Raw genomic sequence first — 26,764 nt, 5'->3', positions numbered from 1 at the left:
GGCACGGCCTGTGCGCTTGCGATATGCACGGGGAACATCAGGGGCAGCCAGGGGCCGAAAGACCGTGCGCATCGTCAGCTACAACATCCGCAAGGCGGTGGGCCTCGACTGGCGCCGCGATCCCGAGCGCATCGTCGCGGTGCTGGCCGAGATCGACGCCGACGTGATCCTGCTGCAGGAGGCCGACAAGCGCATCCGCCGTCGCGAGGGCGTGCTGCCGCGCGACATCCTCTGCGACGAGATGGGCTATCAGCTGGCCGAGGTGGCGGTGCGCCCCGACAGCCACGGCTGGCACGGCAATGTCATCCTTGTGCGGCAGGGCTTCGAGATCGCCGAGATGCGCCGCATCGACCTGCCCTCGGCCGAGCCGCGCGGCGCGGTCTCGGCGCTGCTGGCGGTGCCGCGGATCGAGGTGATCGGCGTGCATCTCGGCCTCAACGCGCGCAGCCGGCGCAAGCAGCTGGCGGTGCTGCGCGACCATGCGGCAGCGGCCGGCCACCCGGTGGTGATCGGCGGCGATTTCAACGAATGGCGCCGCGGCAGCGATCATATCGAGGAACTGGGCGAGGTGATCGAGCCGGGGCTGAGCTTTCACAGCCGGGTGCCGGTGGCGCCACTCGACAAGTTCATCCTCTGCGGCGGGGTGCGCCACGTCAGCTCCTTCGTGCACCAGTCCGAGCTTTCGGCGCGCGCCTCGGACCACCTGCCGGTGGTGATCGACGTGGCGCTGGCGGAGCCGGCATGATCGTCACCGCCCTGCTGGTGCTGCATGGGGTGATCGTGCTGTCCTTCACCCTGCGCATCCTGATGCGCGACGACCTTTCGCCGCCGGCGCGGCTGGCCTGGTTCATCGCGCTGATGCTGCTGCCGTTCTTCGGCTCGGCGGTGTATTTCCTGTTCGGCGAGGTCGACCTCGGCCACCGCGCCCGCAAGCGTCACCGCGAGATCTTTGCCCTGATCCGCACCCGGGCCGCGCGCTTCATAAGCCAGCACGGCAGCGTCGAGGCACTGATCGACCGCGACTATCAGCCGGCCTTTGCCTATGCCGCCAGCATCAACGGCTTCTATCCGGTGGCGGGCAACCGCGCCGAACTGCTGGCCGACAGCAGCGCCTATCTCGACCGGCTGGTGGCCGATATCGATGCCGCCGAGACCCATGTGCATGTGCTGTCCTACATCTGGCTCGAGGATTACACCGGCCGCGCCGTGGGCCGGGCGCTGATGCGGGCGGCGCGGCGCGGGGTGACCTGCCGGGCGATCGCCGACGGGCTGGGCGCGCGGCTGATGATCAAGGGGCCGCTCTGGGACGAGATGCGCGAAGCCGGCGTCGAGCTGGCGATCGCCTTTCCCTTCTCCAACGTGCTGCACACCATGGCGACCAGCCGGATCGACCTGCGCAACCACCGCAAGATCACGGTGATCGACGGCCGCATCACCTATTGCGGCAGCCAGAACACCGCCGACCCCGAGTTCCGCATCAAGGCACGCTATGCGCCCTGGGTCGACATCATGCTGCGCTTTACCGGGCCGGTGGTCGATCAGAACCAGCTGCTGTTTGCTTCGGATTGGATGCAGGCCACCGGCAAGGTGCTCGACGGGGTCGAACTGCTGGGCGAGGCCCATGACGACGGCTTTGCCGCCCAGGTGATCGGCGACGGCCCGACCGAGCGCCATGGCGCCACGCCGCAGCTGTTCTCCAGCCTGCTCGGCTGTGCCCGCGAGGAGGTCGTGCTGACCACGCCCTATTTCGTGCCCGACACCACCGTGCTCGAGGCGCTGCTGGCCGCCGCCCTGCGCGGAGTGCGCGTGGTGCTGATCTTTCCGCGTCGCAACGACAGCTGGATCGTCGCCGCCGCAAGCCACAGCTATTACCACCGGCTGCTCGACGCGGGCTGCGAGATCTTCGAGTTCTGCGACGGGCTGCTGCATGCCAAGACCCTGACGATCGACGGCCGCGTCAGCCTGATCGGCTCGTCCAACCTCGACCTGCGCAGTTTCGACCTGAACTATGAAAACAACATCCTGCTGCAGGACCCCGAGATCACCAAGGCGATCCATGCCCGCCAGCAGAGCTACCTGCCGGAATCGCGGCAGGTGACGCTCGAGGACGCGCTGCGCTGGCCGCATTGGCGGCGGATCTGGAACAACATGGTCGCCACCATCGGGCCGATTCTCTGACCTCCGTCGCGGTTGCAAAACCGCGCGGCATCTGAAATGCACGCGCAACGCGTTTTCAGCCCGGATGGCAGAGTGATCGCACAGCACATGACACAGAGCGGCCAGACCGCCCCGGCCAAGGCGCGTCCCGCCAGCGGGCTCCTGCTCGAGACCGCGCGATTTGCCCATGGCGAGAAGGTGGTGCTCGCCGATCTGACGCTCGACCTGGCGGTCACCCGGCTGGCGGTGGTCGGCCGCAACGGCTCTGGCAAATCGACGCTGGCGCGGCTTCTGGCCGGGCTGGTGGCGCCGCAGCAGGGGCAGGTGCGGATCAACGGCATCGACGTGGCGCGCGACCGCAAGGCGGCGCTCTGCGAGGTCGGCATCCTGTTCCAGAACCCCGACCACCAGATCATCTTTCCCACCGTGCTCGAGGAGCTGGCCTTCGGCCTGGGCCAACAGGGCCGCAGCAAGCGCGCGGCCGAGACCGAGGCCCGCGCGGTGCTGGCGCGCTTTGGCAAGGCGCACTGGCAGGAGGCCTATGTCAACACGCTGAGCCATGGCCAGAAGCATCTGGTCTGCCTGATGGCGATCACCGCTATGGCGCCGCGGCTGCTCATTCTCGACGAGCCCTTCGCCGGGCTCGACATCCCGACGCGGGCGCAGCTGACCCGCTACCTGAGCCATTACACCGGCAACCTGATCCACATCAGCCACGACCCGGCCGACCTTACCGGCTATGATCAGGCGCTCTGGCTGGAACGCGGGCGGATCGCGGCGCTGGGCGAAAGCGATCAGGTGATCGCGGAATACGTGGCACGGATGACCGAGCTGGGAGAGGCCGATGATATCGCTGACCTCGCCGGTTAGAACCCGCGCCCATGACTGGCCCGCCGGGGTCAAGCTGGCGGCGCTCTGCGGCGCGACGCTGGCGCTTTTCTTCATCGACAGCCTCGCGGCGCATCTGGCGATATTGGCCGGCGTGCTGGCGCTCTATGCGCTGCCGGGGCGGGCCTTCCTGCGCGGCGGCCTCGCGGCATTGCGGATGCTCTGGCCTTTCGTGCTGGTGGTGGCGCTCTATCACCTGATCGACGGCAGCGCGGCAGAGGGCGCGGTGATCGTGCTGCGGCTGGTCTCGGCGGTGGCGCTGGCCAATCTGGTGACGATGACGACGCGCCTCACTGATATGATCGCGGTGATCCACTGGCTTTGCACACCGCTCAGGGCGCTGGGCGTCAGCACCCGGCCGCTCGAGATCGCCATCGCGCTGGTGATCCGGCTGACGCCGGTGCTGCTGGTCAAGGGCCGCGAACTGAACGATGCCTGGCTGGCGCGTTCGCCGCGCCGCGCGACATGGCGCATCATCCTGCCGTTCACGCTTCTGGCGCTGGACGACGCCGACCATATCTCCGACGCGCTGAGGGCGCGCGGGGGGCTTGTTTCCACGGAGGAGAACTAGATGGAACGAAATGTAGTCATGATCGCGCTCTTCGCGGCGCTGATCGCCGTGCTCGGGCTGATCCCGCAGATCACCCTGGGCTTCGGCGTGCCGATCACCGCCCAGACGCTGGGCGTCATGCTGGCCGGCACGGTGCTGGGGGCGCGGCGCGGCGCGCTGTCGGTGCTGCTCTTCGTGCTGCTGGTGGCGATCGGCCTGCCGCTGCTGTCTGGCGGGCGCGGCGGTCTTGGGGTCTTTGCCTCGCCGACGGTGGGTTTTCTGGTGGGCTGGCCGGTGGCGGCCTTCGTGACCGGCTGGATCGTCGAGCACTGGCGCGGCGCGCCGCTGACGCTGGTGGCCGGTCTGGCCTCGGTGGTGGGCGGCATCGTGGTGCTCTACGGCTTTGGCGTGGTCGGCATGTCGGTTATGCTGGACAAGACCCTGCTGGAGGCGACCGCGCTGGTCACCGCCTTCATCCCCGGCGACGCGCTCAAGGCGGCAATCGCCGGCATGCTGACCGCCGCACTGGCCAAGGCGCGGCCGGCAAGCGTGTTGTCGCGCGCGGCCTGAGCCGCCGTTTCGCACGCCCAGACGGCCCGGGTCGAAACCCGGGCCCTCCACCTGCCGCGCGCCGGGATCATCGCCCAAGCGCGGCCCATTCGGGCAAAGCTGTCGCAGGCCGGCGCTGCAAGGCCGAAAAGCCTTGCCAACCCCGCCAACCTCGCCTATACGGCGCGCTCATCCATGCACTCCAGCGGACCTAGGGTGACCCTTTCAGGGGGCCCTCCGTTGATGTTGAGAAAGGAAAAAGGCGATGGACGCCAAGGAACTGCGTGAAAAGACGCCGGATCAGCTGCGTGAAGAGCTGGCCAATCTGAAAAAAGAATCGTTCAACCTGCGCTTCCAGCAGGCCACCGGCTCGATGGAAAACACTGCCCGTATGCGCGCCGTCAAGCGCGATGTGGCCCGTGTGAAAACCGTGCTGAACGAAAAAGCCGCTGCGGCCGCTGAATAAGGAGCCTGAGACATGCCCAAACGTATCCTTTCCGGCACCGTGACCAGCGACGCCAACGAACAGACAGTCACCGTGTCGGTTGAACGCCGCTTCAAGCACCCGGTTCTGAAGAAAACCATCCGTAAGTCCAAGAAGTACCGGGCTCACGATGAAAAGAACGCCTTCAAGGTCGGCGACGCCGTTCGCATCATCGAATGCGCGCCGAAATCGAAGACGAAACGCTGGGAGGTGCTGGAGGCGTAAGCCTCCGGGACTTTTTAGTCAGATCGAAACCCTGGGGAACAGGCGATAATGCCCCCCAAAGGTCAGGAGAAACCCCATGATCCAGATGCAGACCAATCTGGATGTCGCTGACAACTCCGGCGCTCGCCGGGTGCAGTGCATCAAGGTTCTGGGTGGTTCCAAGCGTAAGTACGCCTCCGTCGGCGACATCATTGTCGTCTCGGTGAAGGAAGCCATCCCGCGCGGCCGCGTGAAGAAAGGTGACGTCCGCAAGGCCGTCGTCGTGCGCACCGCCAAAGAAGTCCGTCGTGAAGACGGCACCGCGATCCGCTTCGATCGCAACGCAGCCGTCATCCTTAACAACGCCGGCGAACCCGTCGGCACCCGTATCTTCGGGCCGGTTGTGCGTGAACTGCGTGCCAAGAACTTCATGAAGATCATCTCGCTTGCTCCGGAGGTGCTGTAATGGCTGCTAAACTCCGCAAAGGCGACAAGGTCGTCGTGCTCGCCGGCAAGGACAAGGGCAAAGAGGGCACCATCTCCTCGATCGATCCCAAGTCCGGCAAGGCCATCGTGGACGGTGTCAACATCTCGATCCGCGCCACCCGTCAGACCCAGTCCTCGCAGGGCGGTCGCATCCCCAAGGCGATGCCGATCCAGCTGTCGAACCTGGCGCTGCTTGATGCCAACGGCAAGGCCACCCGCGTCGGCTTCCGCATGGAAGGTGACAAGAAGGTCCGTTTTGCCAAGACCACGGGGGACGTGATCGATGCTTGATGCTGCAACCTATACCCCGCGCCTGCGCTCGCTCTATCAGGACACCATCCGTGGCGCCCTGAAGGAAGAGTTCGGCTACAAGAACGACATGCAGATCCCGCGTCTGGACAAGATCGTTCTGAACATCGGCTGCGGGCGTGCCGCCGTGAAAGACAGCAAGAAAGCCAAGTCGGCCCAGGCCGACCTGACGGCCATTGCCGGTCAACACGCGGTCGTCACCAACGCCAAGAACTCGATCGCGGGTTTCCGCGTCCGTGAAGGCATGCCGATGGGGGCGAAAGTCACCCTGCGCGGCGCCCGCATGTACGATTTCCTCGATCGTCTGATCACCGTGGCAATGCCCCGTATCCGCGACTTCCGCGGCGTTTCGGGCAAGTCGTTCGATGGCCGTGGCAACTATGCCCTGGGCATCAAGGAACACATCGTGTTCCCCGAGATCGACTTCGACAAGGTGGACGAGCCCTGGGGCCTGGACATCGTGATCGCCACCACCGCGACAACCGACGACGAAGCCAAGGCGCTGTTGAAAGCATTCAACATGCCCTTCAACTCGTAATCGCGGGAAGAGGATTAAGACATGGCTAAAAAAGCAATGATCGAACGCGAGAAGAAGCGCGAGAAGCTGGTGGCGAAATACGCCGCCAAACGCGCCGAACTCAAGGAAATCGCAACCGACGAGTCGAAGCCGATGGAAGAGCGCTTCAAGGCCCGCCTGAAGCTGGCGAAACTGCCGCGCAACAGCTCGCCCACGCGTCTTCACAACCGTTGCCAGCTGACCGGTCGTCCGCACGCGTACTACCGCAAGCTCAAGATCAGCCGTATCGCGCTGCGTGAACTGGGCTCCAAGGGCCTGCTTCCCGGCATGGTCAAGTCGAGCTGGTAAGGGAGGGTATATTAGATGAACGATCCTATCGGCGATATGCTCACCCGGATCCGCAACGCTTCGATGCGCGGCAAATCCACGGTCAACACCCCGGCGTCGAAACTGCGCGCCTGGGTTCTCGATGTGCTGGCGGACGAAGGCTATATCCGCGGCTACGAGAAGACCACCGACGAGCGCGGCCATGCCGCGATCGAAATCAGCCTCAAGTACTATGACGGCGCCCCCGTCATCCGCGAACTGAAGCGGGTGTCGACACCGGGCCGTCGCGTGTACCTGGGTGTGGACGAGATTCCCACGGTCCGTCAGGGCCTTGGCGTTTCCATCGTCTCCACGTCCAAAGGCGTCATGTCGGATGCAAACGCTCGCTCTGCCAACGTTGGCGGCGAAGTGCTTTGCACCGTATTCTAAGGAGGGCTGTCTAATGTCTCGTATCGGCAAACAGCCTGTCGCCCTGCCTGATGGCGTCACCGCAAGCCTCTCGGGCCAGACCATCGAGGTCAAGGGTCCGAAGGGCACGCAAAGCTTCACCGCCACGGATGACGTGACGCTGACCGTCGAAGACGGCGCAGTGTCGGTCACCCCGCGCGGCAAGTCCAAGCGTGCACGTCAGCAGTGGGGCATGAGCCGCACCGTGGTGGCCAACATGGTCCATGGCGTGTCCAACTCGTTCAAGAAAGAGCTGGAAATCCAGGGCGTCGGTTACCGGGCGCAGCTTCAGGGCAAGGTCCTGAAACTGAACCTCGGCCTGTCGCACGACGTGGATTTCCAGATTCCGGAAGGTATCACCGTAACCGTCCCGAAACCGACCGAGATCATTGTCGAAGGCAATGACATCCAAGAGGTCGGCCAGGTGGCTGCGAACATCCGTGATTGGCGCAAGCCCGAGCCCTACAAGGGCAAAGGCATCCGCTACAAGGGTGAGTATATCTTCCAGAAGGAAGGCAAGAAGAAGTAAGGACGCGGACAATGGCAAACAGCAAAAGACAACTGTTCCTCAAACGCCGCCTGCGCGTCCGGAACAAACTTCGCAAGATGAACCGCGGGCGCCTGCGCCTGTCGGTGCATCGCTCGAACAAGAACATCTCGGTCCAGCTGATCGACGACGTGCAGGGCAAGACACTTGCCGCCGCGTCCTCGCTCGAAAAGGACCTGGGTGTTGTGGGCAAGAACAACGTGGAAGCCGCGGCCAAGGTTGGCTCTGTGATCGCAGAGCGCGCCAAGGCAGCCGGTGTCGAAGAGTGCTACTTCGACCGCGGTGGCTTTCTCTTCCACGGTGGCATCAAGGCCCTGGCCGATGCCGCCCGCGAAGGTGGCCTGAAGTTCTAAGTGCAGGGGCGCGGATCACGCGCCCCTCGACGATCGGGGGCCTCGGACCTGTCCGGGGCCACTTCGATTGATCAAGACCCGGCGCAGCCGCGCCAGATACAAAGGAATTGCCACATGGCAGAACGTGATAACAGAGGCCGGGGCGGCCGTCGCGACCGCGATGAATCCCCGGAATTCGCCGACCGTCTGGTCGCGATCAACCGGGTCTCCAAGACCGTCAAGGGTGGTAAGCGCTTCGGCTTTGCAGCCCTCGTCGTCGTCGGTGACCAGAAGGGCCGCGTCGGTTTCGGCAAAGGCAAGGCGAAAGAAGTGCCTGAGGCCATCCGCAAGGCCACCGAGCAGGCCAAGCGCCAGATGATCCGCGTGCCGCTGCGCGAAGGCCGCACCCTGCACCACGACATCGAAGGCCGTCACGGCGCCGGCAAGGTCGTCATGCGTACCGCACCGCAGGGTACCGGTATCATCGCCGGTGGTCCGATGCGGGCCGTCTTCGAGATGCTGGGCGTGCAGGACGTGGTTGCCAAGTCGACCGGGTCGCAGAACCCCTACAACATGATCCGTGCAACCCTGAACGCGCTGACCCTCGAGGCCAGCCCGCGCATGGTCGCGCAGCGTCGTGGCAAGAAAGTGGCCGACATCCTGCCCAAGCGTGAAGACGCGCCGGCGGAATCGACCCAAGTCGCCGAGGAGGCCTGAGACCCATGGCAAAAACCATCGTCGTCAAGCAGATCGGTTCGCCGATCCGCCGCCCCGAGATCCAGCGCAAGACGCTGATCGGCCTGGGCCTCAACAAGATGCACAAGACCCGCGAGCTGGAAGACACGCCGTCCATCCGCGGCATGATCAACAAGATCTCGCATCTGGTGGAGATCGTCGAAGAGCGCGGCTGAGCCCCTCTTCCTCGTGACAAGATCAGACGCCGTCGCCCCGAAAGGGCGGCGGCGTTTTCGCGTTCCAGTGGGCGGCGCGCCCGGCCGGCGGCAGACAACCTACTGTCCGGTATTGCACATGGCGCGGCGGGCCGTCGGTTGCTAGCCTTGCTGTCCTCGCCGGCCGGCCCGCTGCACCTTTTGCCAAGCCCCGTCCGGAGCAGTGTTCGGACGCCGCCATGTGGTTCTCTCTCGACCCGTCGAACAAGGTTGTCGAAGTCTCGCCCGACTGGGATGACGCGGCCCGCGACCGCGGGGGCGCGGCGATGCTGCGGCAAGGGGTGGTCGGGCGCTCGCTGTGGGATTTCGTCAATGGCAGCGAGACCCGCTCCTATCTCAATGCGCTGTTCTTCTGGAGCCGGCAGACCGGCCGCACCCTTGTCCTGCCCTACCGCTGTGACGCGCCGGGCCTGCGGCGCGACTGCCAGATGATGATCTCGGCCGCGGACGCGGGCGGTCTCGAGGTGCGGCACGAGCTGCTCGGGGTGGCCGAGGTGCCGGGCCATCACCTGTTGCCGCCCGGCAGCGCGGCGCGGCAATGCTCGCAATGCCTGAACTGGGACAGCCCCGACGGCTGGTATGACCGCACACTGTCGGTGCCGGCGCGGGATCTCTTTGTCCATTACGTGATCTGCCCGTCGTGCCGCCAGGCGGCCAACCGGGCCGTCGGCGGCTGAGGCAGGGCAGGGGGCCAGACCCCGGGAGCCGGCGCGCCTTAGGCCTCGCGGTGTATTTTCAACTTATGCTGCGTTGCAGAAAACGCATATCCGGTCGACCGAAACGTACGTTGTTAGCGTTCACATTCAAGCCTAATTAAAGCGCACGGAGGAAACGAAACAAACCTCTCGGGGAGTGTCCCCGATCACAAAAGGACTACACTCATGGCTTATGCATCGTCCAATACCGCCTCGGGCTTCAGCTTTTCCGCCCTGCTGCACAAATCGGTCGAAGCGTACAAGACCGCACGCACCCGGCGCGCTGTCTACAACCGGACCTTCGACGAACTGGCATCGCTGACCGACCGCGATCTGGCAGACATCGGCGTGGCGCGCTCGAACATCCGCGCGATCGCCCTGAAGGAAGCAGCGCTGGTCCGCTGACCCACAGGAATTTCGCAGGCGCGCCGCACAGGCGCCGCCGCATCACGCGGGCCAGTTCTCTGGCCCGCGTTTTCATGTCGGGAGCGCAACCCGCCGCCGTTCATGCAGTGCATGCATTTTGTGCAACACGGCCATGCCGAAATGGCGTTGGCGATCCCGGGGCCGCAGGTCTATGCCACGGCCAGAGACATTCAACTGACTTCGGAACCACGCTCATGACATTCTTCACCTCGCTCGTCAGCCGCATCGCAAACGCCCTCCGCCAAGAGCCGGTGCCCTGCTGGACGGAATACCTGCGCGAGACGCGCCCCCACTCCTGAGGCCGCTCCGCGCCCCTCATCCCCCCGCATCGCGCGCGGCCCTTGCGCCGTGCCGCATCGATCGGTATACGCGCCCGGTGGCCTTCCGGGCCGCGACTCACATCAACAAGAAACGCCGTGGTCTGCCAACTCGCTTCGGGGCAGCATCCGGCAAGGAGAAGCGACATGAAACTCAATGAGCTGCGCGACAACGAAGGCGCAAACAAACGCAAGAAACGCGTTGGCCGTGGCCCGGGTTCGGGCATGGGCAAGACCGCAGGCCGCGGTATCAAGGGTCAGAAATCCCGTTCGGGCGTGGCCATCAAAGGCTACGAAGGCGGCCAGATGCCGCTCTACCAACGTCTGCCCAAGCGCGGCTTCAACAAGCCGAACCGCAAGCAGTTCGCTGTCATCAACCTCGGCCTGATCCAGAAATTCATCGAAGCCGGCAAGCTCGACGCAGGCAAGATCGACGAAGAGACCCTCGTGGCCTCGGGCGTCGTGCGCCGCAAGCTAGATGGCGTGCGCGTGCTGGCCAAGGGTGAACTGACCTCGAAAGCCACCATTTCGGTCACCGGCGCCTCCAAGGCGGCAGTGGACGCGGTGGAGAAGGCCGGCGGCTCTCTGACGGTCACGGGTGCGCAAGCTTCCGAATAAGCGGTTGTGAGCGGTGCTCTCGCCGCTTACATAGCTTTCAGTTTTCCAAACGCCGCCCGCCGGAAAACGGCTCTGGGCGGCGTTTTCATAGAGCGAGATTAACGAGCCATGGTATCAGCAGTAGAGCAGATGGCGGCCAACACCAGCTGGGCGGCGCTCGGCAAGGCGACCGACCTGCGCAACCGCATCCTCTTCACCCTCGGTCTTCTGATCGTCTACCGTCTGGGCACCTTCATCCCGGTTCCGGGCATCGACGGCGCCGCGCTGCGGGATTTCATGGAGCAGGCGGGGCAGGGCATCGGCGGCATGGTCTCGATGTTCACCGGTGGTGCTCTGGGGCGGATGGGCATCTTTGCGCTCGGTATCATGCCCTATATCTCGGCCTCGATCATCGTTCAGCTGCTGTCCTCGATGGTGCCAGCCCTCGAACAGCTCAAGAAAGAGGGCGAGCAGGGCCGCAAGAAGATCAACCAGTGGACCCGCTACGGCACCGTGGTGCTGGCGACCTTCCAGGCCTACGGCCTGTCTGTCGGCCTCTATGCCAATGATTTCGTCTCGGCCGATATCGACCAGACCTTCTTTATCGCGTCCTGCGTCATCACCCTGGTCGGCGGAACCATGTTCCTGATGTGGCTTGGCGAGCAGATCACCGCCCGCGGTCTTGGCAACGGCATCTCGCTGATCATCTTCGTAGGCATCATTGCCGAGGTCCCCGCGGCGCTGGCACAGTTCTTTGCCTCCGGCCGCTCCGGCGCGATCTCTCCGGCGGTGATCGTCGGTGTCATGGTCATGGTGGTCGCGGTCATCATGTTCGTGGTCTTCATGGAGCGCTCGCTGCGCAAGATCACCATCCAGTATCCGCGCCGCCAGCAGGGCATGAAAATCTCCGAGGCCCAGCAGAGCCACCTTCCGGTCAAGGTCAACCCGGCCGGTGTGATCCCGGCGATCTTCGCCTCCTCGCTGCTGCTGCTGCCGACGACCATCGCGACCTTCAGCGGCAACCAGACCAGCCCGGTGATGTCGACGATCCTCGCCTACTTCGGCCCGGGTCAGCCGCTCTACCTGCTGTTCTTCGCGCTGATGATCGTGTTCTTCGCCTATTTCTACACCTTCAACGTCTCGTTCAAACCCGATGACGTGGCCGACAACCTGAAAAACCAGAACGGCTTCGTGCCCGGCATCCGCCCCGGCAAGAAGACCGCGGAATATCTCGAGTACGTGGTCAACCGCATCCTGGTCCTGGGCTCTGCCTATCTCGCTGCGGTCTGCCTGTTGCCGGAAATCCTGCGCGGCCAGTTCGCCATCCCGTTCTACTTCGGCGGCACCTCGGTCCTGATCGTTGTCTCGGTGACGATGGACACGATCCAGCAGGCGCAGAGCCATCTTCTGGCGCACCAGTACGAAGGTCTGATCCAGAAATCGCAACTGCGTGGTAAAGGTAAGGCCCGCAAGAAACGCAGCCCCGTCCGGAGGTAATCCCGCATGAACATCATTCTTCTTGGGCCCCCGGGGGCAGGTAAAGGCACGCAGGCCCGCAAGCTGGTGGACGAGCGCCAGATGACCCAGCTCTCGACCGGCGACATGCTCCGCGACGCCAAGGAAAGCGGCACCGAGATGGGCAAGCGCGTCGCCGGCGTGATGGCCCGCGGCGAGCTGGTGACCGACGAGATCGTCATCGGTCTGATCGAAGAGCAGCTTGAGGCCAACCCCGAGGGCAGCTTCATCTTCGACGGCTTTCCGCGCACCCTGGCGCAGGCCGACGCGCTCGAAGAGCTGCTGGCCAAGCATGACAAGCGGCTCAATGCGGTGATCGAGATGCAGGTCGACGACGAGGCGCTGGTGGCCCGCATCACCGCGCGTTCGACCTGTGGCGGCTGCGGCGAGGTCTATAACGACCAGACCAAGCCCTGGCCCGCCGACGGCACTTGCGCCAACTGCGGCTCGACCGAACAAAAGCGCCGCGCCGACGACAACGAAGAGAGCCTGCGCACCCGGCTGATGGCCTATTACAAGCAGACCTCGCCGCTGGTGGGCTATTACCACTGCAAGGGCACGCTGCGCCCGATTGACGGCATGGGCAGCCCCGAGGCTGTTGCCGGCGCGCTCGCAAACCAGCTTGGCTGAACGACTCCAAGCCGGCCGGGATGTGGCGTCATTTCCGACCGGATTTTGCCAGGCGCGTACGGTGACAATGGTCCAAGCCTGCGATACCCTGCGCTCGAAGTCGAAGGACAAGGGTCGAATTGCTTCTTTCTCATCGTAACCGCTTCATATTCTTGAAGACTCGCAAAACTGCCGGGACTTCCGTGGAAATGGCACTGCAACCGTATTGCTCTCCCGACCTAGAAGCACCGGTGGAAGAGGCGGTGCCGGCCACGATAGGCGAGCACGGTATCATTGGAACTCGGAAGATCCCGAAGAAGAAGTTGACCGGGCTCAACGCCGAGTGGTTCAACCATATGAGTGCGGCCGAAGTGCTGGAAAAGGTGGGTAGAGAAACTTTCTTTGCCTATCCACGGATTACCACCGTTCGCAATCCTTTCGATCAACTCGTGTCCCGTTGCCATTGGCAGATGCACCAGGGCCGGGGATCCTACTCGAACTTCGATGAACTGAAGGCCTATTTCCGAGACCTTATCCTGCATCAGAACTGGCCGGATGACCGGGAGATCGTTTTTCTCGATGGAGAGTATATCATCGACCACGTGGTTCGGTTCGAGCATCTGCGCAATGACTTGGGGCGCGTGGCAGAGACCTTGGGGCTGGACGAACGTTACCTGCATCTACCTCACACCAAGGATACCGGAGCGGCCCGGCGCGGTCAGGCGGTTGCGGAATACTTCGATCCGGACACGATCGAGAAAGTGAGACGCCGGATGGCCTGGGTGTTCGAACGCTTCAACTATCCTGACACACCGGATACGCGTCCGCGGCAATAGCTGGGCCAAGACTTTAGGAGTTCGTGAATTGACGGGACAGGGCAGGGTTTTCTACGAGGTGCCGCGCAACGCCCGCGATCGTCTGACCGCAACGCAGAAGATCTTTGCGTCGTACAAGAAACAGTTCCAGACGGTAGGGGAGATGCAAAACTTCCTTATGGCCACCTACGTTCCGGTAGATCGCAGTTGGGTGTACAAGACGAACGCCAAGGCGGGCTCCTCTTCGGTGCTTTCCTTTCTGTTTGCCTTGGAGTTCGGGGTTTCATTCTCGGTGAAGCTGCAGACGACTGCCGACCATAATCCCGATACCGCTTTGCACCAGATGCGGGCCGCGCATGTATTCCAGCCGGTGTTGAATTTACCAGGAATTGATAATATTCCCGAATTTCTGGCCAAAACCTTCTCGTTCACGGTCGTCCGCGAGCCGGCTCGTCGGGTTTTGTCGTCCTTTCGCTATATCTGCCAGTCCAACGAAAAGCAGAGCGAAAAGCTGCTGCGCGATCGCATCCGCCTTTCGGCGCTGACCGGGTTCGACTGGGATTGGCATCCTGGCACAATTGATGGCTTCCAGAGATTCCTCGAATTCATTCAGGTTGAAAGCGAGCAGGAAGGGATTGTTTCGGTCAACAATCACTGGCGGCCACAATGGCGGAACACCCAGATCGACCTTCTGAAGCCCGATCTCGTTGGCCGTCTTGAGGCCATGCCGGCCTTTTACCGGGACCTCTGCAAAGCGTTGGACAGGCCTCTCCCCAAAGAGCTGGTGGCCGATATCCGTAATCGCCAGCCGAGCGGAGACAGCAATACCTTTTTGGCTGACAGCAAGTGTCGGCAGTTGATCCGCGACATCTACGCCCGCGATTATGAACTCTTCGGGTATGACCCGGAGCGTGTCGTCGAGGGCTGAACGACGCCGTTGATTTCGGCTCCGCCCTGCGCGGCGACAGGGCTGAGCAGGGGCCAATTCCCGCCGGGAAAGAAATCTCTTGACAGGGGGGTTGACGATGCCCTCTCAGGCCCATAGTTAGCCCTATCTCGCCCATGGCGAGCGATTCCCTTTCGGGGATCCATCACCTCGACATCAGCTGCGGCCCGGGTGCTCCATGCCTCGGGCTTACGTTGTGAAAAAAGGTTCTGGCACTACGGAACCGCAACAAAAGGAAAGTGACACTTGGCACGTATCGCCGGCGTTAACATCCCGACCCACAAACGGGTCCCGATCGCCCTGACCTACATCACCGGAATTGGCCACACCTCGGCCAAGAAAATCTGTGAAGCCGTGAACATCGACGCATCGCGTCGCGTGAACGAGCTTTCCGACGCCGAAGTCCTGGCCGTGCGCGAGCACATCGACGCCAACTTCACCGTCGAAGGCGACCTGCGCCGCGAAGTGCAGATGAACATCAAGCGCCTGATGGACCTCGGCTGCTACCGTGGCCTGCGTCATCGCCGCAACCTCCCCGTCCGCGGTCAGCGGACCCACACCAATGCGCGCACGCGCAAGGGCCCGGCGAAAGCAATCGCCGGCAAGAAGAAGTAAGGGAGGTCTGAGAACATGGCACGTGATACCCGTCGCGGAGGCAAGAAGAAGGTCTCCAAGAACATCGCCACAGGCGTGGCGCATGTGAACTCTTCGTTCAACAACACCAAGATCCTGATCTCGGACGTGCAGGGCAATGCGATTGCATGGTCCTCGGCCGGCACCATGGGCTTCAAGGGCTCGCGGAAATCGACCCCCTATGCGGCCCAGATGGCTGCGGAAGACGCCGGCAAGAAGGCCGCGGAACACGGCATGAAGACGCTGGAAGTCGAAGTTCAGGGCCCCGGTGGCGGCCGTGAATCGGCGCTCCGCGCCCTGGCTGCCATCGGCTTCAACATCACCTCGATCCGTGATGTGACCCCGATCGCCCACAACGGCTGCCGCCCGCCGAAGCGTCGTCGCGTCTGATCGATATCTATCAAGTTTGGGGCCGGGCATCCGCTCGGCCCCATTCCGTCATTTTAACCTCGGGCGCTTTCGCCTTTAGGACATGGGGCAAGAGCAGGAATGGAGGGACGCATGATCCACAAGAATTGGGCCGAGCTGATCAAGCCGACGCAGCTGGAGGTCCGCCCTGGCAACGACCCCGCGCGTCAGGCCACCGCCGTGGCCGAGCCTCTCGAGCGCGGCTTCGGTCTCACCCTCGGCAACGCGCTGCGCCGCGTGCTGATGTCGTCGCTGCAAGGCGCGGCCATCACCTCCGTCCAGATCGACAACGTGCTGCACGAGTTCTCGTCCGTGGCCGGTGTGCGTGAAGACGTGACAGACATCGTTCTGAACCTCAAGGGCGTCGCGCTGCGCATGGAAGTCGAAGGCCCCAAGCGGCTGTCGATCAATGCCAAGGGCCCGGGCGTGGTCACTGCCGGCGACATCTCGGACAGCGCCGGCATCGAGGTTCTGAACAAGGACCACGTGATCTGCCACCTCGACGAGGGCGCGGATGTCTACATGGAGCTGACGGTCAACACCGGCAAGGGCTATGTCTCGGCCGACAAGAACAAGCCGGAAGACGCCCCCATCGGCCTGATCCCGATCGATGCGATCTATTCGCCGGTCAAACGCGTCTCCTACGACGTGCAGCCGACCCGCGAAGGCCAGGTTCTCGACTACGACAAGCTGACGCTGAAGATCGACACCGACGGCTCGGTCACCCCCGAGGACGCCGTGGCCTATGCCGCGCGCATCCTGCAGGACCAGCTGTCGATCTTCGTCAACTTCGACGAGCCGGAATCGGCGACCCGTCAGGACGATGACGACGGTCTCGAGTTCAACCCGCTGCTGCTCAAGAAGGTCGACGAGCTCGAGCTGTCTGTGCGTTCGGCCAACTGCTTGAAAAACGACAATATTGTGTATATTGGCGACCTCATTCAGAAGACCGAGGCCGAGATGCTGCGCACGCCGAACTTTGGCCGCAAGTCGCTCAACGAGATCAAGGAAGTACTGTCGGGCATGGGCCTGCATCTCGGGATGGACGTCGAGGACTGGCCGCCGGACAACATCGAAGACCTGGCGAAAAAGTTCGAAGACGCGTTTTAAGTCTTGCGATACAGAGATTGGGGAAGGGCAGGGCGCAAGCACCTGCCCTTTTTCTTTGCTGGTGGGCTGGTCGCAGTAATCCTTTATTTCGTGAAATATGGAAATAAGGTTGCGCCACCCTCTGTGGCCGGCTAGATCCGCCGATACCGATCGCAAGAAGGAGCCGCGCCAATGTCCGACACCCCCCAGCTTGATGACAGCCAGCTGCATCTGCCCGACACGGCGACGCTCAGTACACCGCTGCGGGCCACGCACAGTCCGCGCATCCTGCTGCTGCACGGCTCGCTGCGCCAGACCTCCTATTCCCGCCTCGCCAACGAGGAGGCCGCGCGCATCCTGCAGCGGCTGGGTTGCGAGACGCGGGCTTATGATCCCTCGGGCCTGCCGCTGCCTGATGATGCCGAGGCCAGCCACCCCAAGGTGCAGGAGCTGCGCGACCTGGTGACCTGGTCAGAGGGTATGGTCTGGTGTTCGCCGGAGCGGCACGGCGCGATGTCCGGCATCATGAAGGCGCAGATCGACTGGATCCCGCTGTCGCTGGGCGCGGTGCGGCCGACCCAGGGCAAGACGCTGGCGGTGATGCAGGTCTCCGGCGGCTCGCAGAGCTTCAACGCGGTCAATCAGATGCGGGTGCTGGGGCGCTGGATGCGCTGCCTGACGATCCCCAACCAGAGCTCGGTCGCCAAAGCGTTTCTCGAGTTCGACGGCGATGGGCGGATGAAGCCCTCGGCCTATTACAACCGGATCGTCGACGTGATGGAGGAGCTGGTGAAGTTCACCCTGCTGACCCGCGATCTCAAGGAACTCCTGACCGATCGCTACAGCGAACGGGTCGAAAGCGCGGCCGCACTGTCGAAGCGGGTGAACCAACAGGCGATCTGAGACGCACCACCGTCCCGGACTTGATCCGGGACCTCTTCGCCGACCATCAACAGGCCCCCGAGCGGGGTCCGGGGCGTGTGGGGCAGGGAGCGTCGAGCACGCTGATCCGCGACCACTTCGCTGCCCACCAGGAGGCCCCGGAGCGGGGTCCGGGGCGCGGCAGCGGAGGGGACAACCACATCGCCAATCCGGGGCTTGCCCCGCGAGGTCATTTCGGCTAAGGACGCGCATCCCTCTGGCTTTGATCCGGAGGGTTGCGACGGGGCCTTCGGGCCCTTTGCATTTTCCGGGCGTTCCGCGCCCCAAGGAGAGCCGGTGACACGCATCGCCGGACAGACAAAGCAAAACCGCCCGTAGAGGGCAATTGAAGGACAAGATACATGCGTCACGCAAAAGGTTACCGCCGCCTGAACCGCACCCACGAGCACCGCAAGGCGCTCCTGTCGAACATGGCCGGCTCGCTCATCGAACATGAGCAGATCAAGACCACCCTGCCCAAGGCAAAAGAACTCAAACGCGTTGTCGAAAAGCTGATCACCCTCGGCAAGCGCGGCGATATCCACGCCCGCCGTCAGGCCGCCGCCGCCCTGAAGGAAGACAAGGACGTCGCCAAGCTCTTTGAAATCCTCGGCCCACGCTACGCCGAGCGTCAGGGGGGCTACACCCGCGTCCTGAAGGCCGGCTTCCGCTATGGTGACATGGCGCCGATGGCGATCATCGAGCTGGTCGACCGCGATGTCGACGCCAAAGGCGCCGCCGACAAGGCCCGCCTGGCCGAGCTGGAAGCGGCGGACGAGTAAACCCCGCCCCGAAAGCCTAACGGAACAAGCCCGCTTCGGCGGGCTTTTCTATGTCTTGCGCAGCAACCCGCGGGCCTTGCGCCGCTGGTGCCGCAGGTAGATCCAGCGCGCCACCACCTGCGCGTATATCCAGTCACAGATCGGGTAGACCCCCGGCAGGCGCCCCAGCCTCGCCAGCCAGCGATAGCGCGGCATCTGGTCCCAGAGCACCAGCATGGCGTCGAAGCCGATGTGCAGCTCTCCCCGGTGCAGCACGTGCAAGAGCCGCGTCGCCGCATCCTCGCTCACGCCCCAGCGGTCGAGCTCGATCCGGTTGAGGTCGTCAAAGGCGATCGGCAGGCCGCGCGCCTCGGAATAGGCGGCATAGCTGCACATCTCGGCATCGCAGACCGGGCAATCGCTGTTGTAGAGCGCGCGGGTTTCGGCGGGGTCGGACATGGCAGGTCTCCTCACGTTCCGATCATATCTAATCACCGCCGGCCGCGGGGCCAGTGACCGAGGGTCGCAGGCCCACAGCGGGCACGAAAAAGGCCAGCCCCTTGGGGCCGGCCAGCACTCGCTACTACGGTCCCGACGCGGTCAGGCCTCGTCGAGCTCCTTTTTGACCAGTTCCTCGATCTTGTGGACCGGGTGGTTGGTCAGCGTCTTGGGGATTTCGGCGACCACCTTGTCGCTCACCTCCTGATGCAACTCGGCGCGCAGATCGCCCAGCACCTGCGGCGAAGCCACGAGGATCAGCCGCTCGAAATGGCCCTTGTGCGCCTCCTGATAGAGCTTTTCGGCCAGATCGGCGGCAAAGCGCTCCTTGGCCAGCTCGTGCCAGTCGGTGTCATCGAGCGCCGAGCGCTGCTGCACGCCGGTGTCGTTCATCCGGCCGGGCCGGTTGGCGGATTGCTCGATGTCGGACGGGTTGTCCTGTTCGTCCTTGTCCGTCACCTCGAGATGCGGGTCCTCGTGATCGGTCAGGTTGCGCAGGAACAGCGCCTTTTCGCTGTCGGTCACCACGATCCAGGTGCCGTTTCCGATCTCTGCCATCTCAGGAGCCTCCCTTGTCGAGCTCGTCGCGCTTTTGCACACGGGTGACGCCGGGCTTGTCCTGTTCGGCCTGTTTCAGAAGATCGCGGGTGCCGACCTTGCGCTCGAGGTTGCCATCGGCGCGGCCTTGCTGTCCGGGGGTTGCGGCGTCGTCGATATACTTCTCGGTCTCGCGTTCGCCGTCCTGTGACCTTTTGCGGTCTGCCATGATAGCCTCCTTTTCCAAGCGGGTCTGTCGGTCAACGCGCCAGCCGCCCGGCGGTTCCGGCTGCGCGCTTGAAACAGCCCCGTCAGACGGGCATATCAGCCCCGAACCCCGTAACCCCGATGTCGGAGGGACGATGCGTCTGATCCTTGTGCTTGCCCTTGCCCTGCTCTCTGCCCCGGCCCTGGCCGAGACCCGTGTGCCCGAGAGCCGCGCCGAGATCTCGCTCAGCTTTGCGCCGCTGGTGCGGGACGCCGCGCCGGCCGTCGTCAACATCTATGCCCGCCGGGTGGTCGCGGCGCGGCGCAGCCCGTTTGCCGATGATCCCTTTTTCGGCGAATTCTTCCGCGATTTTGGCCAGAGCCAGCCGCGGGTGCAGAATTCGCTGGGCTCGGGCGTGATCCTCTCGGACGATGGCATCGTGGTGTCGAACTATCACGTGATCGGCGAGGCGACAGACATCCGCGTGGTGCTCAACGACCGGCGGGAATACTCCGCCTCGGTGTTGCTGTCAGACGAACAGAGCGACCTTGCGATCCTGCAGCTCGAGGGCGCCGCCGACATGCCGCACCTGGCGCTGCGCGACAGCGATACCGTCGAAGTGGGCGAGCTGGCGCTGGCGATCGGCAACCCCTTCGGCGTCGGTCAGACGGTGTCGTCGGGCATTGTGTCGGGGCTGGCGCGCTCGGGCCTCGCCACCGGCAACCTGCGCGGCTATTTCATCCAGACCGATGCGCCGATCAACCCCGGCAATTCCGGCGGCGCGCTGATCGACATCGAGGGCCGGCTGATCGGCATCAACACCTCGATCCTGACCCGGTCGGGCGGCTCGAACGGCATCGGTTTTGCCATTCCGGCCTCGCTGGTGGCGCAATTCGTGACCCAGGCGCGCGACGGCCAGGACCGGTTCCTGCGGCCCTGGGCCGGGATCAACGGCCAGGCGGTGGATGCCGATCTGTCGGACAGCCTCGGTCTCGCGCGGCCCGGCGGCGTGGTGATCTCTGAGCTTGAGCCACTCAGCCCCTTCGCCGCGGCCGGGCTCGCGGTGGGCGACGTGATCGCGGCGGTTGACGGCCAGCCGGTGAACACCCCGGCCGAGATGATCTATCGCATGTCGGTGCGCGGCATCGGCGCGCGGGTGGCGGTGGACTATGTCCGCGCCGGCCGGCCGGCCGAGGCGCGCGTCACCCTGATCGCCCCGCCGGACGAGCCGCCGCGCGAGGAGCTGGTGCTGGGCCGCGAGGCCTTGTTCGAGGGGCTGCGGCTGGCGCGGCTCAACCCGGCGCTGCGCGACGAGCTCGGGCTCGAGGCGGGCGAGGGGGTCATCGTGCTTGATCCGGGCGCGGCGGGCGCGCGCATCGGGCTGCGCGCCGGCGATATCCTGCAGGCGGTCGGTCGCTATGGCATCGAGCGGCCCGCAGACGTGGCGCGGACCCTGCGCCAGGCCTCTGGCCGCGTCGCGCTGCAGGTGTTGCGCGGCAATCGCCGCGTGGCGCTGCGGTTCCGGGTCTGAGCGGGTGGCCGATCTCTTCGACAGCTCCGCAGGCCCCACGCCAAGCAACGCACCACGCCCGCTGGCCGACCGGCTGCGGCCGGCGAAGCTGGCCGAGGTGATCGGCCAGGAACAGGTGCTGGGCCCGGAGGCGCCGCTGGGCGTGATGCTGTCCTCCGGCGCGCTGTCGTCGCTGGTGTTCTGGGGCCCGCCCGGCGTGGGCAAGACAACCATCGCGCGGCTGCTGGCGGATGTGACCGAGCTGCATTTCGTCCAGATCAGCGCGATCTTCACCGGCGTGCAGGAGCTGCGCAAGGTCTTCGAGGCCGCCAAGCACCGCCGCGCCAACGGTCAGGGTACGCTGCTCTTCGTCGACGAGATCCACCGCTTCAACAAGGCGCAGCAGGACGGCTTCCTGCCGCATATGGAGGATGGCACCATCCTGCTGGTGGGGGCGACCACCGAGAACCCCTCGTTCGAGCTCAATGCCGCGCTTCTGAGCCGCGCGCAGGTGCTGGTGCTGACCCGGCTCGAGTTGGCCGATCTCGAGCGGCTGGCGCAGCGCGCCGAGCAGGAGCTGGACCGGCCGCTGCCGCTCGACGGGCCGGCGCGCGAGGCGCTCTTGGAGATGGCCGATGGCGACGGCCGGGCGTTGCTCAACCTGATCGAACAGATCATGGCTTGGGAGGTGACGGTCAAGCTCGGACCGAAGGCGCTGGCGCAGCGGCTGATGCGGCGGGCGGCGCAATACGACAAGTCCGGCGATGCGCATTACAACCTGATCTCGGCGCTGCACAAATCGGTGCGCGGCTCCGACCCCGATGCGGCGCTCTACTGGTTCGCGCGGATGCTGGAGGGGGGCGAGGACCCGCGCTACCTGGCGCGGCGGATCACCCGGATGGCGGTCGAGGATATCGGGCTGGCCGATCCGCAGGCGCAGGCGGTCTGCCTGCAGAGCTGGGAGACCTACGAGCGGCTGGGCAGCCCCGAGGGCGAGCTGGCGATTGCCCAGGCGCTGGTCTACCTGGCGCTGGCGCCGAAATCCAACGCCGCCTATGTCGCCTACAAGGCGGCGCGGCGCGAGGCCAAGCGCACTGGCTCCGAGCCGCCGCCGAGGCATATCCTGAACGCGCCGACCAAGCTGATGAAGGAGCAGGGCTACGGCGAGGGCTATGCCTATGACCATGACGCCGAGGACGGATTTTCCGGCCAGAACTACTTTCCCGAGACCATGAAGCGCCCGGTGATGTACCTGCCGGTGGAACGCGGCTTCGAGCGCGATCTGAAAAAGCGGGTGGATTACTTCGCCAAGCTGCGGTCAAAGCGCGGCGAGGACTGAGTGCCGTCCCCAAGCTCAGGGGCCTCTGGGCCGACCACGAGGTCCGGCGCAGGGCCAGCGGCACGGCAGCCTGCTTGACAAGGGCCACCGCCCGCGCGACAGACGCGCCATGACATCAACCCTTCTTCAGGTCGCCCTCGGCGGCGCATTCGGCGCGTGCGCGCGTTATCTCACCGGCATCGCGGCGGTGCGCCTCATCGGGCACGGCTTTCCCTGGGGCACGCTGGCGGTGAACATCCTCGGCTCGTTCCTGATGGGCGTGCTGGTGGTGGTGCTGGCGCACTACCATGCGACCCGCTTCGCGCCCTTGCTGATGACCGGGGTGCTGGGCGGGTTCACCACCTTCTCGGCCTTCTCGCTGGATGCGGTGGCGCTGTTCGAGCGGGGGCAGGTGACGACGGCGGCGCTCTATGTGCTGGGGTCGGTCGGGGTGGCAATCGCGGCGCTGTTTGCCGGATTGATGGCGGCGCGGGGGTATTTCGCATGAGTGGCGTACAGAAACAGATTGTCGGCGAGGCCGACGGCGGGCAGCGGATCGACCGCTGGCTCAGGCGGATGTTCCCGCATCTGAGCCAGGGCCGGATCGAGAAGATGTGCCGCAAGGGCGAACTGCGGGTCGATGGCGGACGGGTCAAGAGCTCGACCCGGATCGAGCCCGGTCAGGAGGTGCGCATCCCGCCGATCCCGGAAGAGGAGCTGGCCAAGCCGGCGCCCCGGCGCGACACCGTCTCTGAGGCAGATGCCGAGATGATCCGCGCCTGCGTGATCTGGAAGGACGACCACATCATCGCGCTCAACAAACCGCCCGGCCTGCCGACTCAGGGCGGCAGCAAGCAGACCAAACATGTCGACGGGCTCGCCGAGGCGCTGCGCTTTGGCTTTGACGACAAGCCGCGGCTGGTGCACCGGCTCGACAAGGACACCTCTGGCGTGCTGCTGCTGGCCCGCACGCAGGAGATGGCCCGCCTGCTGACCGCCGCGATCCGCCACCGCGAGACCCGCAAGATCTACTGGGCCGTGGTCGCCGGCGTGCCGGTACCTTATCTGGGCGAGATCAAGTTCGGTCTGGTCAAGGCCGGCGGTCACGGCGCCCATGGCGAGGGCGAGAAGATGCGCGCCGTCCACCCGCGCGAGATCGACAGCACCCCGGGCGCAAAGCGCGCGATCACACAATATGCCACGCTCTACCGGGTGGCCAGCCGCGCCGCCTGGGTTGCGATGGAGCCGATCACCGGCCGCACCCATCAGCTGCGCGCCCATATGGCCGAGATAGGTCATCCGATAATCGGCGACGGCAAATACGGTGGCTCGGGCCAGGAGAACCTCGGCGATGGCTGGGGTGCGAAACTGGGCGGCATCATCTCGAACAAGCTGCACCTGCACGCGCGGACCATGCGGCTCGAGCATCCCAAGACCCGCAAGCCGCTCACGATCACCGCGCCGCTGCCGGAGCATCTCGCCCATACCTTCGAGACCTTCGGCTGGACCGAGGACCTCGCCGACGAAGACCCCTTCGAGGCGCTGCAATGAGCCGATTGCGACTGGTGATCTTCGACGTCGACGGCACCCTCGTCGACAGCCAGGGCGATATCGTCGCCGCAATGCACGCGGCCTTTGGCGCGCTGGATCTGGCGCCGCCGGCGCGAGAGCATATCCTCGGCATTGTCGGGCTTTCGCTCGACGTGGCGATGCGGCAGCTGGCCCCGCAGTTGAACGACGCGGCCCTCGACACCTTGGTGGCCGAATACAAGGACGCCTATGTCGGCGCCCGCAAGGCCGGCCACAGCGGGCCGCTCTATCCCGGGGTGACCGAGGTGCTCGACCGGCTGGGACAACAGGACGACTGGCTGCTCGGCATCGCCACCGGCAAGTCGAAACGCGGGCTCGACGCGCTGCTCGAGGCGCAGGGGCTGACGGGTCGGTTCGTCACCCGGCAGGTCTCGGATTTCCACCCGTCCAAGCCGCATCCGGCGATGCTCGAGGCGGCGCTGGCCGAGACCGGGGTCGACCGCGCCGACGCGGTGATGGTGGGCGACACCAGCTTCGACATGGACATGGCGCGCGCCGCCGGGATCTATGCCATCGGCATGAGCTATGGCTACCACCCGGTCAGCGCGCTGACCTCGGCAGACGTGATCCTCGACGACATGGCGGCGCTGCCGCAGGTGCTCGACGACAGATGGGGGCAGGGCGCATGAGTGAGTGGAAAGCGAAACGGTTCTGGAGGGTCACCGAGATCCGGGCCGAGGCAGGCGGCTACGGCGTCTATCTCGACGGCCGTCCGGTCAAGACCCCGGCGAAGGCGCCGCTGCTGCTGCCGACCGAGGGCTTTGCCGAGGCGGTGCACGCCGAATGGGACGCGGTGGGCGAGTTGATCGATCCGACCAGGATGCCCTTTACCCGCACCGCCAATGCCGCGATCGACAAGGTGGCGCATCAGAAGGACGAAGTGGCCGACATGATCGCCGATTACGGCGGCACCGACCAGCTTTGCTACCGCGCCGAGGCCCCCGAGGCGTTGCGGGCACGTCAGGATGCCGCCTGGGATCCGCTGCTGGACTGGGCCGAGGCGACATATGGGGCGCGGCTGGCGGTGACCAGCGGCGTGATGCACCTGGCCCAGGACGCGGCGGCGCTGGCGCCGTTGCGCCGCGCGGTCCATGCCTGCAACCCGTTCCAGCTGGCCGCGCTGCATGATCTGGTGTCGCTGTCTGGCTCGCTGGTGATCGGACTGGCGGCGGCCGGCGGACGGCAGGATCCCGAGACGCTCTGGGCGCTGTCGCGGATCGACGAGACCTGGCAGGAAGAGCAATGGGGCGAGGATGAAGAGGCGCAGGCCCACGCGGCTTTGAAACGTGCCGCCTTTTTGCACGCGGCCGAGGTCTGGCGTCTGTCCGGCGACCATTGACCCGGCGTCAGTGCCGCGATTGTGCCCGGTCACTGACCAATTTGTCACGGGCTAGGCTTGACGTTTCCGCGGAAATCCGCCCACACTTGCCCCTGTTGGGGAGCGAGGCTTCCTTGCAAGAGTGTTGCTTCCCGTAGGGGTGGCAGAGACCGTCCGACTGATGTGGCGGCTCAAAAAAACAGGAAGAGGTAACCATGAAAAAATCCGTATTCTTTGGCGCGCTGACCATTGCCGGGCTCGCTGCTGGCGCTGCTGCCGCAGCCACGCTGGACGACGTCAAGGCACGCGGCACGCTGAACTGCGGCGTGACCACGGGCCTGGTGGGCTTTGCCGCCCCCGACGCCAACGGCAATTGGGACGGCTTTGACGTCGGCATCTGCCGTGCCGTCGCCGCCGCGGTGCTGGACGACCCGTCTGCCGTCGAATTCGTGCCGACCACCGGCAAGACCCGCTTCACCGCGCTGGCCTCGGGCGAGATCGACCTGCTGGCCCGCAACACCACCTGGACCTTCTCGCGCGACGTCGATCTGAAGTTCGAATTCGTCGGCGTGAACTACTATGACGGCCAGGGCTTCATGATCCCCAAGGACATGGGTGTCTCCTCGGCCAAGGAACTCGACGGCGCCACGGTCTGCATCCAGACCGGCACCACCACCGAGCTGAACCTCGCGGACTTCTTCCGCAAGAACAACATCAGCTACGAGCCGGTGCCGATCGAAACCAACGCCGAAGCGCAGCCGCTCTATCTCGAAGGCGGCTGTGACGTCTATACCACCGACGCCTCCGGCCTCGCCGCGACCCGCGCCGCGTTTGAAAACCCGGGCGATCACGTGGTCCTGCCGGAAATCATCTCGAAAGAGCCGCTGGGCCCGCTCGTCCGCCACGGCGACAACGAATGGGGTGACGTCAACCGCTGGGTGCTCAACGCGCTGATCGCGGCAGAAGAGCTGGGCGTGACCTCGGCCAATGTCGACGAGATGATGTCGGGCACCGAGAACCCCGAGATCAACCGTCTGCTCGGCACCGAGGGCAACCTCGGCGAGATGCTCGGCCTCGACGCCGACTGGGCCGCACGTGCCATCAAGGCCGTCGGCAACTACGGTGAGCTCTTCGAGAAGCACATCGGCGAGAACACCCCGGTCGGCCTGTCGCGTGGTCTGAACGCACAGTGGACCGACGGCGGCCTGCTCTACGCACCGCCCTTCCGCTAAGACGATCAAGACAAGGGCGCGGTCACACCGCGCCCTTGTTGCTTTCTGCACAATAACCTCCGCAACCGGCGACA

38 protein-coding genes are annotated in these 26,764 nt (G+C 64.8%); 35 read left to right on the top strand and 3 right to left on the bottom strand.

Annotation, left to right across the window (positions count from 1 at the left end; genetic code table 11):
• Window positions 1-64: 64 nt before the first annotated feature.
• The 28 genes from VOI27_RS02620 to rplQ all read left to right on the top strand — a co-directional run bounded on the left by VOI27_RS02620 (window position 65) and on the right by rplQ (window position 18,500).
• Entirely contained in the window at window positions 65-745 is a 681-nt protein-coding gene (locus tag VOI27_RS02620; RefSeq protein WP_323763729.1) for an endonuclease/exonuclease/phosphatase family protein, read from the top strand.
• Entirely contained in the window at window positions 742-2,178 is a 1,437-nt protein-coding gene (gene cls, locus VOI27_RS02615) for a cardiolipin synthase (protein WP_323763728.1), read from the top strand. Before VOI27_RS02620 ends, cls begins: the two co-directional genes overlap by 4 nt.
• A gap of 72 nt (window positions 2,179-2,250) precedes the next feature.
• Window positions 2,251-3,027, top strand: a complete 777-nt coding sequence (locus VOI27_RS02610) for an ABC transporter ATP-binding protein (protein ID WP_323763727.1) — start codon at window positions 2,251-2,253, stop codon at window positions 3,025-3,027.
• Window positions 3,002-3,616, top strand: a complete 615-nt coding sequence (locus tag VOI27_RS02605; RefSeq protein WP_323763726.1) for an energy-coupling factor transporter transmembrane component T — start codon at window positions 3,002-3,004, stop codon at window positions 3,614-3,616. Before VOI27_RS02610 ends, VOI27_RS02605 begins: the two co-directional genes overlap by 26 nt.
• On the top strand, window positions 3,617-4,165 hold the full coding sequence (locus VOI27_RS02600) for a biotin transporter BioY (protein ID WP_323763725.1): 549 nt from the start codon (window positions 3,617-3,619) through the stop codon (window positions 4,163-4,165).
• Window positions 4,166-4,409: 244 nt separating this feature from the next.
• A complete protein-coding gene (gene rpmC, locus VOI27_RS02595) occupies window positions 4,410-4,610 on the top strand; it encodes a 50S ribosomal protein L29 (protein ID WP_323763724.1) in 201 nt (66 codons plus the stop codon).
• A gap of 12 nt (window positions 4,611-4,622) precedes the next feature.
• Window positions 4,623-4,853, top strand: a complete 231-nt coding sequence (gene rpsQ, locus VOI27_RS02590) for a 30S ribosomal protein S17 (RefSeq protein ID WP_323763723.1) — start codon at window positions 4,623-4,625, stop codon at window positions 4,851-4,853.
• A 76-nt stretch (window positions 4,854-4,929) separates the two neighbouring features.
• Window positions 4,930-5,298, top strand: coding sequence for a 50S ribosomal protein L14 (rplN, locus tag VOI27_RS02585; protein ID WP_007427594.1), 369 nt, complete (start codon window positions 4,930-4,932; stop codon window positions 5,296-5,298).
• On the top strand, window positions 5,298-5,609 hold the full coding sequence (gene rplX / locus VOI27_RS02580) for a 50S ribosomal protein L24 (RefSeq protein WP_323763722.1): 312 nt from the start codon (window positions 5,298-5,300) through the stop codon (window positions 5,607-5,609). Before rplN ends, rplX begins: the two co-directional genes overlap by 1 nt.
• On the top strand, window positions 5,602-6,165 hold the full coding sequence (gene rplE / locus VOI27_RS02575; protein WP_323763721.1) for a 50S ribosomal protein L5: 564 nt from the start codon (window positions 5,602-5,604) through the stop codon (window positions 6,163-6,165). Before rplX ends, rplE begins: the two co-directional genes overlap by 8 nt.
• A gap of 21 nt (window positions 6,166-6,186) precedes the next feature.
• Entirely contained in the window at window positions 6,187-6,492 is a 306-nt protein-coding gene (gene rpsN / locus VOI27_RS02570; RefSeq protein WP_323763720.1) for a 30S ribosomal protein S14, read from the top strand.
• A gap of 15 nt (window positions 6,493-6,507) precedes the next feature.
• A complete protein-coding gene (gene rpsH, locus VOI27_RS02565; RefSeq protein WP_323763719.1) occupies window positions 6,508-6,900 on the top strand; it encodes a 30S ribosomal protein S8 in 393 nt (130 codons plus the stop codon).
• 13 nt (window positions 6,901-6,913) lie between these two features.
• Window positions 6,914-7,447: a 50S ribosomal protein L6 gene (gene rplF / locus VOI27_RS02560; RefSeq protein ID WP_323763718.1), complete on the top strand. Its 534-nt coding sequence runs from the start codon at window positions 6,914-6,916 to the stop codon at window positions 7,445-7,447.
• Window positions 7,448-7,458: 11 nt separating this feature from the next.
• Entirely contained in the window at window positions 7,459-7,818 is a 360-nt protein-coding gene (gene rplR, locus VOI27_RS02555) for a 50S ribosomal protein L18 (RefSeq protein WP_323763717.1), read from the top strand.
• 114 nt (window positions 7,819-7,932) lie between these two features.
• A complete protein-coding gene (rpsE, locus tag VOI27_RS02550) occupies window positions 7,933-8,514 on the top strand; it encodes a 30S ribosomal protein S5 (RefSeq protein WP_323763716.1) in 582 nt (193 codons plus the stop codon).
• Between the two features lie 5 nt (window positions 8,515-8,519).
• Window positions 8,520-8,708, top strand: coding sequence for a 50S ribosomal protein L30 (gene rpmD / locus VOI27_RS02545; protein ID WP_323763715.1), 189 nt, complete (start codon window positions 8,520-8,522; stop codon window positions 8,706-8,708).
• A gap of 218 nt (window positions 8,709-8,926) precedes the next feature.
• Window positions 8,927-9,424, top strand: coding sequence for a hypothetical protein (locus VOI27_RS02540; RefSeq protein ID WP_323763714.1), 498 nt, complete (start codon window positions 8,927-8,929; stop codon window positions 9,422-9,424).
• A 204-nt stretch (window positions 9,425-9,628) separates the two neighbouring features.
• Window positions 9,629-9,847: a DUF1127 domain-containing protein gene (locus VOI27_RS02535; protein ID WP_323763713.1), complete on the top strand. Its 219-nt coding sequence runs from the start codon at window positions 9,629-9,631 to the stop codon at window positions 9,845-9,847.
• 485 nt (window positions 9,848-10,332) lie between these two features.
• Window positions 10,333-10,803: a 50S ribosomal protein L15 gene (gene rplO / locus VOI27_RS02530; RefSeq protein WP_323763712.1), complete on the top strand. Its 471-nt coding sequence runs from the start codon at window positions 10,333-10,335 to the stop codon at window positions 10,801-10,803.
• Between the two features lie 108 nt (window positions 10,804-10,911).
• A complete protein-coding gene (secY, locus tag VOI27_RS02525; RefSeq protein WP_323763711.1) occupies window positions 10,912-12,279 on the top strand; it encodes a preprotein translocase subunit SecY in 1,368 nt (455 codons plus the stop codon).
• A gap of 6 nt (window positions 12,280-12,285) precedes the next feature.
• Window positions 12,286-12,927: an adenylate kinase gene (locus VOI27_RS02520; RefSeq protein ID WP_323763710.1), complete on the top strand. Its 642-nt coding sequence runs from the start codon at window positions 12,286-12,288 to the stop codon at window positions 12,925-12,927.
• A 188-nt stretch (window positions 12,928-13,115) separates the two neighbouring features.
• Window positions 13,116-13,742, top strand: coding sequence for a hypothetical protein (locus VOI27_RS02515; RefSeq protein ID WP_416374630.1), 627 nt, complete (start codon window positions 13,116-13,118; stop codon window positions 13,740-13,742).
• A gap of 28 nt (window positions 13,743-13,770) precedes the next feature.
• Window positions 13,771-14,649 (top strand): sulfotransferase family 2 domain-containing protein, encoded by an 879-nt coding sequence (locus VOI27_RS02510; RefSeq protein ID WP_323763708.1) that lies wholly within the window; start codon window positions 13,771-13,773, stop codon window positions 14,647-14,649.
• Window positions 14,650-14,913: 264 nt separating this feature from the next.
• Window positions 14,914-15,282: a 30S ribosomal protein S13 gene (gene rpsM, locus VOI27_RS02505; protein ID WP_323763707.1), complete on the top strand. Its 369-nt coding sequence runs from the start codon at window positions 14,914-14,916 to the stop codon at window positions 15,280-15,282.
• 15 nt (window positions 15,283-15,297) lie between these two features.
• A complete protein-coding gene (rpsK, locus tag VOI27_RS02500) occupies window positions 15,298-15,690 on the top strand; it encodes a 30S ribosomal protein S11 (RefSeq protein WP_323763706.1) in 393 nt (130 codons plus the stop codon).
• Window positions 15,691-15,801: 111 nt separating this feature from the next.
• Entirely contained in the window at window positions 15,802-16,818 is a 1,017-nt protein-coding gene (locus VOI27_RS02495; protein WP_048529616.1) for a DNA-directed RNA polymerase subunit alpha, read from the top strand.
• Between the two features lie 171 nt (window positions 16,819-16,989).
• Window positions 16,990-17,700 carry an arsenical resistance protein ArsH gene (arsH, locus tag VOI27_RS02490; RefSeq protein WP_323763705.1) on the top strand — a complete coding sequence of 237 codons (711 nt, stop codon included), beginning with the start codon at window positions 16,990-16,992 and terminating at the stop codon, window positions 17,698-17,700.
• A 380-nt stretch (window positions 17,701-18,080) separates the two neighbouring features.
• Window positions 18,081-18,500 carry a 50S ribosomal protein L17 gene (rplQ, locus tag VOI27_RS02485; protein ID WP_323763704.1) on the top strand — a complete coding sequence of 140 codons (420 nt, stop codon included), beginning with the start codon at window positions 18,081-18,083 and terminating at the stop codon, window positions 18,498-18,500.
• Between the two features lie 48 nt (window positions 18,501-18,548).
• Here the strand turns inward: rplQ and VOI27_RS02480 are convergent, their stop codons facing one another.
• The 3 genes from VOI27_RS02480 to VOI27_RS02470 all read right to left on the bottom strand — a co-directional run bounded on the left by VOI27_RS02480 (window position 18,549) and on the right by VOI27_RS02470 (window position 19,743).
• Window positions 18,549-18,938 (bottom strand): DUF393 domain-containing protein, encoded by a 390-nt coding sequence (locus tag VOI27_RS02480; RefSeq protein WP_323763703.1) that lies wholly within the window; start codon window positions 18,936-18,938, stop codon window positions 18,549-18,551.
• 141 nt (window positions 18,939-19,079) lie between these two features.
• A complete protein-coding gene (locus VOI27_RS02475; RefSeq protein WP_323763702.1) occupies window positions 19,080-19,535 on the bottom strand; it encodes a host attachment family protein in 456 nt (151 codons plus the stop codon).
• A 1-nt stretch (window position 19,536) separates the two neighbouring features.
• Window positions 19,537-19,743 carry a hypothetical protein gene (locus VOI27_RS02470; protein WP_323763701.1) on the bottom strand — a complete coding sequence of 69 codons (207 nt, stop codon included), beginning with the start codon at window positions 19,741-19,743 and terminating at the stop codon, window positions 19,537-19,539.
• Window positions 19,744-19,876: 133 nt separating this feature from the next.
• Between VOI27_RS02470 and VOI27_RS02465 the strand changes: the two genes are divergently transcribed.
• The 7 genes from VOI27_RS02465 to VOI27_RS02435 all read left to right on the top strand — a co-directional run bounded on the left by VOI27_RS02465 (window position 19,877) and on the right by VOI27_RS02435 (window position 26,690).
• The gene (locus VOI27_RS02465) at window positions 19,877-21,253 is read left to right on the top strand and encodes a trypsin-like peptidase domain-containing protein (protein WP_323763700.1); all 1,377 of its coding nucleotides are present in this window, start codon (window positions 19,877-19,879) and stop codon (window positions 21,251-21,253) included.
• 4 nt (window positions 21,254-21,257) lie between these two features.
• On the top strand, window positions 21,258-22,571 hold the full coding sequence (locus tag VOI27_RS02460) for a replication-associated recombination protein A (RefSeq protein WP_323763699.1): 1,314 nt from the start codon (window positions 21,258-21,260) through the stop codon (window positions 22,569-22,571).
• A gap of 109 nt (window positions 22,572-22,680) precedes the next feature.
• Window positions 22,681-23,058: a fluoride efflux transporter CrcB gene (gene crcB / locus VOI27_RS02455; protein WP_323763698.1), complete on the top strand. Its 378-nt coding sequence runs from the start codon at window positions 22,681-22,683 to the stop codon at window positions 23,056-23,058.
• Entirely contained in the window at window positions 23,055-24,101 is a 1,047-nt protein-coding gene (locus VOI27_RS02450) for an RluA family pseudouridine synthase (protein WP_323763697.1), read from the top strand. Before crcB ends, VOI27_RS02450 begins: the two co-directional genes overlap by 4 nt.
• Complete coding sequence (locus VOI27_RS02445; RefSeq protein ID WP_323763696.1) at window positions 24,098-24,769, top strand: HAD-IA family hydrolase; 672 nt, start codon at window positions 24,098-24,100, stop codon at window positions 24,767-24,769. Before VOI27_RS02450 ends, VOI27_RS02445 begins: the two co-directional genes overlap by 4 nt.
• Entirely contained in the window at window positions 24,766-25,479 is a 714-nt protein-coding gene (locus tag VOI27_RS02440; protein ID WP_323763695.1) for an ATP12 family chaperone protein, read from the top strand. The genes VOI27_RS02445 and VOI27_RS02440 overlap by 4 nt, the downstream gene beginning before the upstream one ends.
• Before the next feature lie 194 nt (window positions 25,480-25,673).
• Window positions 25,674-26,690 carry an amino acid ABC transporter substrate-binding protein gene (locus VOI27_RS02435; RefSeq protein WP_323763694.1) on the top strand — a complete coding sequence of 339 codons (1,017 nt, stop codon included), beginning with the start codon at window positions 25,674-25,676 and terminating at the stop codon, window positions 26,688-26,690.
• Window positions 26,691-26,764: the final 74 nt, after the last annotated feature.

It is taken from the genome of Marinovum sp. (genome assembly GCF_034669705.1).
GTDB lineage: Bacteria > Pseudomonadota > Alphaproteobacteria > Rhodobacterales > Rhodobacteraceae > Marinovum.
This window is presented reverse-complemented; position numbering and strand designations above follow the sequence as displayed.